Origin of the sequence: Gilliamella sp. B2923, from assembly GCF_026536565.1 — a bacterium.
Lineage (GTDB): Bacteria > Pseudomonadota > Gammaproteobacteria > Enterobacterales > Orbaceae > Gilliamella.
The window spans coordinates 1-1,984 of record NZ_JAFNNZ010000036.1 but is presented as its reverse complement, the minus strand read 5'-3'; the positions used below and the strand labels follow the sequence as shown (position 1 = coordinate 1,984).

Below are 1,984 nucleotides of genomic sequence, written 5' to 3'. Positions count from 1 at the left end.
CTATCATCTGATGAATACATAGTCAGATGAGGCGAACCGGGAGAACTGAAACATCTAAGTACCCCGAGGAAAAGAAATCAACCGAGATTCCCAAAGTAGCGGCGAGCGAAATGGGAGGAGCCCAAGCGGGTAGCATAATGTATTAGTGGAAGCGTCTGGAAAGTCGCACGACAGAGGGTGAAAGTCCCGTACATGAAAATGCATTATGTGGAAGCTTATAGAGTAGGGCGGGACACGTGATATCCTGTCTGAAGATGGGGGGACCATCCTCCAAGGCTAAATACTCCTGATTGACCGATAGTGAACCAGTACCGTGAGGGAAAGGCGAAAAGAACCCCGGGAGGGGAGTGAAATAGACCCTGAAACCGTGTACGTACAATCAGTGGGAGCATGTACCGTTGGGTATGTGTGACTGCGTACCTTTTGTATAATGGGTCAGCGACTTATATTCTGTAGCAAGGTTAACCGAATAGGGGAGCCGAAGGGAAACCGAGTATTAACTGTGCGAAAAGTTGCAGGGTATAGACCCGAAACCCGGTGATCTAGCCATGGGCAGGTTGAAGGTTGGTTAACACTAACTGGAGGACCGAACCGACTAATGTTGAAAAATTAGCGGATGACCTGTGGCTGGGGGTGAAAGGCCAATCAAACCGGGAGATAGCTGGTTCTCCCCGAAAGCTATTTAGGTAGCGCCTCATGAGTAACTGTTGGGGGTAGAGCACTGTTTCGGCTAGGGGGCCATCCCGGCTTACCAACCCGATGCAAACTCCGAATACTGACAAGTTTAATCATGGGAGACACACGGCGGGTGCTAACGTTCGTCGTGAAGAGGGAAACAACCCAGACCGCCAGCTAAGGTCCCGAAGTCATAGTTAAGTGGGAAACGAAGTGGGAAGGCTTAGACAGCTAGGATGTTGGCTTAGAAGCAGCCATCATTTAAAGAAAGCGTAATAGCTCACTAGTCGAGTCGGCCTGCGCGGAAGATGTAACGGGGCTAAAACTATGCACCGAAGCTGCGGCAGTGCACGTAAGTGTATTGGGTAGGGGAGCGTTCTGTAAGCCGTAGAAGGTGTGTTGTGAGGCATGCTGGAGGTATCAGAAGTGCGAATGCTGACATAAGTAACGATAAAGCGGGTGAAAAGCCCGCTCGCCGGAAGACCAAGGGTTCCTGTCCAACGTTAATCGGGGCAGGGTGAGTCGACCCCTAAGGAGAGGCCGAAGGGCGTATCTGATGGGAAACGGGTTAATATTCCCGTACTGGCTGTAACTGCGATGGGGGGACGAAGAAGGCTAGGTTTACCACCTATTGGATGGTGGGTTAAGCGTGTAGGGGTGTGATTAGGCAAATCCGGTCACTGAGACCCTGAGGCGTGATGACGAGCTACTAAGGTAGTGAAGTAATTGATGCCCTGCTTCCAGGAAAATCCTCTAAGCTTCAGGTTACAGTTAATCGTACCCGAAACCGACACAGGTGGTCAGGTAGAGAATACTCAGGCGCTTGAGAGAACTCGGGTGAAGGAACTAGGCAAAATGGTGCCGTAACTTCGGGAGAAGGCACGCTGACGGTAATTGAAATCCCATGCGGATGTAGGTGAAATCAGTCGAAGATACCAGCTGGCTGCAACTGTTTAATAAAAACACAGCACTGTGCAAACACGAAAGTGGACGTATACGGTGTGACGCCTGCCCGGTGCTGGAAGGTTAATTGATGGGGTTATGCGTAAGCAGAAGCTCTTGATCGAAGCCCCAGTAAACGGCGGCCGTAACTATAACGGTCCTAAGGTAGCGAAATTCCTTGTCGGGTAAGTTCCGACCTGCACGAATGGCGTAATGATGGCCAGGCTGTCTCCACCCGAGACTCAGTGAAATTGAAATTGCCGTGAAGATGCGGTGTACCCGTGGCAAGACGGAAAGACCCCGTGAACCTTTACTATAGCTTGACAGTGAACATTGAGCCTTAATGTGTAGGATAGGTGGGAGACTA

1 rRNA gene is annotated in these 1,984 nt (G+C 50.6%); it reads left to right on the top strand.

Annotation, left to right across the window (positions count from 1 at the left end):
* Positions 1–1,984: ribosomal RNA gene (locus J3U42_RS12170) — 23S ribosomal RNA — on the top strand; the annotation flags it as partial.